Source organism: Acinetobacter sp. YH16052 (assembly GCF_013417155.1).
In the GTDB taxonomy this organism is placed as follows: Bacteria; Pseudomonadota; Gammaproteobacteria; order Pseudomonadales; family Moraxellaceae; genus Acinetobacter.
The window spans coordinates 1-5410 of the sequence record NZ_VPEO01000055.1; the positions used below are offsets into that span (position 1 = coordinate 1).

The 5410-nt window shown below is 35.8% G+C and carries 6 protein-coding genes; 1 reads left to right on the top strand and 5 read right to left on the bottom strand.

The genetic code is table 11. The annotated features are described in order from the left end of the window. Positions 1 to 576: 576 nt before the first annotated feature. Entirely contained in the window at positions 577 to 1719 is a 1143-nt protein-coding gene (locus FTV42_RS15370; protein ID WP_180012286.1) for a hypothetical protein, read from the top strand. A gap of 17 nt (positions 1720 to 1736) precedes the next feature. On the opposite strand, the gene FTV42_RS15375 is transcribed toward FTV42_RS15370, so the two are convergent. The 5 genes from FTV42_RS15375 to mobC all read right to left on the bottom strand — a co-directional run. Beyond that, a complete protein-coding gene (locus tag FTV42_RS15375; RefSeq protein ID WP_180012288.1) occupies positions 1737 to 2630 on the bottom strand; it encodes a replication initiation protein in 894 nt (297 codons plus the stop codon). A 232-nt stretch (positions 2631 to 2862) separates the two neighbouring features. Beyond that, a complete protein-coding gene (locus tag FTV42_RS15380; RefSeq protein WP_179995778.1) occupies positions 2863 to 3150 on the bottom strand; it encodes a type II toxin-antitoxin system RelE/ParE family toxin in 288 nt (95 codons plus the stop codon). Further along, entirely contained in the window at positions 3147 to 3461 is a 315-nt protein-coding gene (locus FTV42_RS15385) for a type II toxin-antitoxin system Phd/YefM family antitoxin (RefSeq protein ID WP_003115799.1), read from the bottom strand. Before FTV42_RS15385 ends, FTV42_RS15380 begins: the two co-directional genes overlap by 4 nt. 76 nt (positions 3462 to 3537) lie before the next feature. Beyond that, positions 3538 to 5163, bottom strand: coding sequence for a relaxase/mobilization nuclease domain-containing protein (locus tag FTV42_RS15390; protein ID WP_180039163.1), 1626 nt, complete (start codon positions 5161 to 5163; stop codon positions 3538 to 3540). Beyond that, positions 5153 to 5410 (bottom strand): plasmid mobilization relaxosome protein MobC (gene mobC / locus FTV42_RS15395; RefSeq protein WP_180039164.1); only part of this gene is annotated, 258 nt, incomplete at its 5' end. The genes FTV42_RS15390 and mobC, both read right to left, overlap by 11 nt.

Sequence of the window (5410 nt, forward strand, 5' to 3'; positions counted from 1 at the left end):
AAGTTCTCCTCCGGTCATTCGTTCAAGCAAGGCTTGATGTTCAGCTTCGGTCAAACGGACTTTGATCTCTTTTTGTCTTTTGATGATTTCTTTCTTCGTCATGACTAAATCTGCTTCATGAATTGGGTCGCCTTTTTTTGTGAGGACAAATTGCCCAGTTAAGGCAATTTACCGCAACAGAAAAAGGCGAAAAGAGGGTCAAGGGATTCTTCCCTTGCAAGGCACAAAAGGTAACTCTATCGAAAACTTTAGTTTTTGTATAGAGTACCCTTTGTGTGTCCTTGCCCTCTATAAAAATAAAAAAATAATATATGCCCTCCGGGCATTCTTGTGATCTGTAAAGAAAGCATTGTCTAGGAGGAAAAATGGATCAAAATAGTTATGAATTATTAGAAATATTAAGGATCATAAAGGAAATAGTGATTCTAATAATTTTAATTATTAGAGGACTGAAACAGCCCAAATAGGGCTGTTATCTGATTTAGGCTTATCTGCTGTCATTTGTTAATAGTAGATAAGCCTTGATAGATGTAATATAACGTACTAATTTTTAATATATTTCTATTGGAAAAAATAATGTTTGAATCATTTAAGTTAAGAATAAAACCAATAAGTAATGCGCTTGAGTTAGATCAATTCGAATCTCAAGTTTTTCAAAGCCTTAACGACAGAATTGAATCAGACTTTCAACTACTTGATTTCATAACTCACCAGTTATTCTTAGCTAGAAAATCTACTAATCAAAATGTTATTAACTTAATTGAGTATTCATCTTTTACGCAGCTTGAGTACTTAGAATACCCTTTTTATCCTACAGCAATGGATACAAAAAATAGTCTTTCAGACTATTTGGATAAAATGGTCAATATATTAATAAGTAAAAATTTCCAACTTGAGAATGTTGAAAATAGTAAGGTAAGAATCCTAAAAAAAATTATTGCCCACAATGCACAGAGAATCAGAAATACTCGTATTGAACAACTAAAAATTCGGTTAGCTGAACATGTAAAAAATCATACTCCCTTCGAATATGCTGCACTAAGACAACAGTCTCTTCAATCTTTGAATATTAGTTATAAACAAGGTACAGAGTCTTGGAATGCTTTGCCTCTTATAGAAAGTAATTTAGAGGAAAATATTAATTTCTATAATGAGGCAAGTCATACTTTTTATTTCAATGTATTAACTTTTAAGAAGGATAATCCAACCTACGAGCTTACCCCTATTGAATCTATTTCTCATTCTCTGACTTACTTAACCCTGAATGCTTGTATGGTTCTCATTGAACCTGCCCTACAAACTTACTACGCTGAGATAGAGAAGCAAATTAATGACTCTGTAGAATCAAGAGTTATTAGAAATAATCTAAAACAAGAAGATATTAATAAAATATTCTTAAATATCGTGAATTATTTAAAAAGCATATATTCGATTGAATTATCTGTTGAACAGGCAGTAGGAATCACATCAGCTGCAAGTAAAAATTGGAATATCAAAGATATAATTAAAACTGCATATCAACTACCTGAGTCGGCTAAAATCTTAAAAGAAATCGCGCCAGATGCAGAATATTTAATTGACCATTTAATGCCTGAAGCAATTTACATGAAATTTATAAATAACCATAAATGGTCTACTACACAGACATACTCAGAATTGGTTAGTGCTTTTACTTCTTTTATAGATGAAGAATCTAATGATGTATCATTTTTTTGGTAATGAAATAAGGGAAGGCTTTAAATCCTTCCTAACTTCTTCCATCTGTAATAAGTACTTTGAGAAATTCCTAAATTTTTCCAAGGTTCGTTTGTACGTTCTGAGTTTTCAGATTTAGAACGTTTAGATTTCTTACCGCCAATACTTCCCTTATGACTTTGCCGATGTATAAACTCTTGGTAGCAGTACGCATCTTTTTTCCAACAGTAAGTAGCAATACTTTTTGCGGTTGCTTTGACTTCTGAGTATGGTAATGGCTCTAAAAACGCTTCATTTACGCTTAGACAATGTTTTACTACCTCATCTAACCAAGTGTTATAGATTCCACCTCTATGCGCTCTAACAGCCGTATATGCCCATTTACGCACGGTATCGAACAGTGTGCAGTTACGTCCAAGTCCTGAAACTTCCTGTTTTTTGCTTAATTTCTTAGGTAATTCTACAAAATCGGCTAAATAATCGAGCGTATAGGCTTGTTCACTCCAAAAAGTGACACGCCAATCTTTATGAAATGGATTCTTCGTAATGAGATGACTGTAGCCAACGTCTGCTCCAAGTTTATTGGCAAGTCCTGCCTGAACCTTTGAGGCATAGGCTATTGCTTTTTGACTGGCTAATTCACTGGTACACAGTGGAATTTCTAATTTATAGCAAATATGAGCATGACCATTTTTTAAGGTCTGCGCTGTCCAATAGGGCATTGGCAAATTTTCATCATGCCATGCCATGACAGCATCTGAACGATCTATATCAAAAAAGAAGTAATGAAGCATACAAGGCTGATTACCCTGTATGTATTGCATGTTGATTGCCGTTTTTTTCGGTCTTATTTGTAAGCCATACAATAAATCATCTGCACAGTATGGTTTATGAGCAAGATTTTCAAAAAAATCGCTTAATTGAGCGTTATTCACCTTTTGCAACGTCCTTTATGTTGCAAATGCTCAAAACATCAGTAAAATACAAATATCGATTTTGCGTTTACTGATGCTTTAAGTATTTGTTAAACAATGAGAAAAAAGTAGGTTTGCCGACCTGCTTTTTTTTCGCCTAAAAGAAAATCTAACACAACTTTAATATTTTTAAAAGTTATTGATTTTCTTAATTTTATAGCCGTTTTTTGCCAATATACGGCATATAATCTAATTAAATATTTCTCGAAGTATGCAAGATTCTTAAAATAAAAACTCGCTTGGCTTCCTCATCAATTTGAATAATTGCACGGTATGGACTGTCAGAAATAAGCATTTCTCTTGTTCCTAAATTGCCCTTCTTTTTAGTTCGATTTGGTGAGAAATACAGGGTTTCTAGCTGTTCAGTAATTTTTAAATACATCCCTTCTGCTAGTTTTTCGCCCCATGTCTCTATGCCATACGCCAAAATTTCAATTAAATCCTGTTCTGCTTGTGGCAAGTAAGAAACTTCATAGGTCATCTTTTACGGCTCGCTACCAAGTCTCGTGCCTTTTGCATTGCAGTCGCATGTACTGACTTCATTTCTTTCGTATCAGATGGATGCGCTTTCAAAGCATTTAACGCTTCTGTGATTTTCTCTTTTTCCCAATCTTCATAATCATCATCTTGGACATCAAAAAGGCTTTCTAAGTGGGTGCCTTTCACGTCTTTTAATGACAAGAAAACACCAACAGGGCGCTTATTCTTTGTGACTAATACAGGTTCTCGCTGCATCGTATCTAATAACTCACCAAAGCGTGATTTTGCATCTTTCGCTGTAATAACTTGCATGTTCAAACCTCATAAAAGTAGGCGTTTTGTCTATTTTAGACTTTTTTTGAAAGTAATCTAGCGTAATTTATTAAATTTAACGCCCAAATCCTCTACTAGCCCTTCTTTCAACGTGTTTTTCTTTCATTTGCTGGCTAATTTGCTGTTCACTTCTCTTAATTTGCTGTTGAGATTGTTTAATTGCTGATTTTGACTGGCTAATTCCTCGTTCTGACTTCTCAATACTTGATTCTGAATGCTCAATGTTTCGATCTGCTCGCTCTGACTTTGATTTATAGCGTTTAGCTCTTTCAATTGCTTCTCTAACGAGTTCAATAAGTCTTTGTAGCGATTCATAAAGTCGTTTGGCATTATCTTGTTCCGCTTGATTAGGATTACTCTGTTTTACGTCCTGCTTTGCTTCTTTTGAGGTGGCTAAGTTTTCAAATAAACTTCCGCTATCCTTCAAAAGCTCCTTTCCATCATTTGACTGGTTAAATGGATTTTCAAAAGGAGTTTTAAAGTTAGATTCTATTTTTCCAATTTCAGTACCATTTGACTGGATGTGGTCTCGTAAGCGTGCGCTTTTTTGCTGTTCTTCGCCATGATATATAGGGTTTTCTTGTCTTCGCTCTCGTGTAAAGTCACCTTCCGCAAGATTTGTTTCTCTAGCGGTGTCTGCTCTACTTTCAGATTGATTTCGGCTAATTCCTGCTGCTTGTTCTGAATTTGCTTCGCTAACCACCAATTTACGCCAAGAAAAATCAGAAACACTGTAATCAACACGCCCAATATTGCTCCCGTGAGAATATTCAAACGCAAAGCGTTTCTGATTTTCGGCTGCTGATCTTGGATGGTCTGAAGGTTTGACCTTAAAATTTTCTCTGTTTCCTTGCTGCTTGCTCTCAGTAAGGCGTTGTAGCTTTCCAAGTGCTGTTTCGTAACGCTCTCGGCTTGTTCTTTGATAATCCTGTCCTGCTCGGCGGTGTTCTTCTGCAAATTGTTTATCAAATTGTCGATTTTCATAAATTACGCCTTCTAAACGAATATTCCGCTTGCCGTCAGGATTCTTAATACTGATTGATCTATCTGTTTCTCTAGCAATCTCAAAGCCTGCACCCTTTAGGGTTTCAACTACATCTTGCCTATTTTGGATATTGCCATTGCTAATTTGCTCAGCAATTGCTGTCCCGATTTGCTCTTTAATTTCTTTGACGCTTCGAGGTAGGTTTTGGCTATTCAAACTCTTAATAGCTTGAGCTTTCTCAGGTGCATGAGGATCTGTTAGACCATACTTAAAATTGGTGACTTGCTTCCAGTTTTCTACAAGTGGGCGGTCAGCCTGATCAAAGTAAGGCTGTAATCTCTTTCCTGTACTTAATTCAACATTAGGAATTACGAAATTAAGCTCTAAACGCCCTTTATCAGTATGTTCTATCCAAGTAATGTCATATTGATCTCTTTCTAATCCTGCAAGCAATGTAGCTTCAAAGCTCTGCATGATTTCTTCTTTTTGGTGTGCCTCAATCTCTAATTCTTCAAATGAAAGCACCCCAACTGTATAGCGATTTTGAAAATCCAAATTATCTGCTAATCGTTGAGTTAATTCGGGATCTCCACTAAGTAAAACGGCACCTGGTCTATCTCGATCTTTGCCAAGTAGATAGTCAATTGTTGCACCTGCACTACCGCCCCCTTTATTTCCCAAAAATTTAACGATCATAGTTAGCCAAGATTCCTTGTAGTTGTTCTCGAATTATTGCCAACTCTGCAAAAGCTCTAATTTTTTCTATATCGGATTCAACAGTATTTACTTGTCTTGCAATCTGATTGAGATTACCTCCAATACGTCCTAATGCCGCTAAGAGCTGAGGATCTGCCGCTTTGTAATTTCTTTTTTTATTCGGTTTCTCATCAAGGCAAGTATTCCTAATCCAAGTCGCAAGTTCTCCTCCGGTCATTCGTTCAAG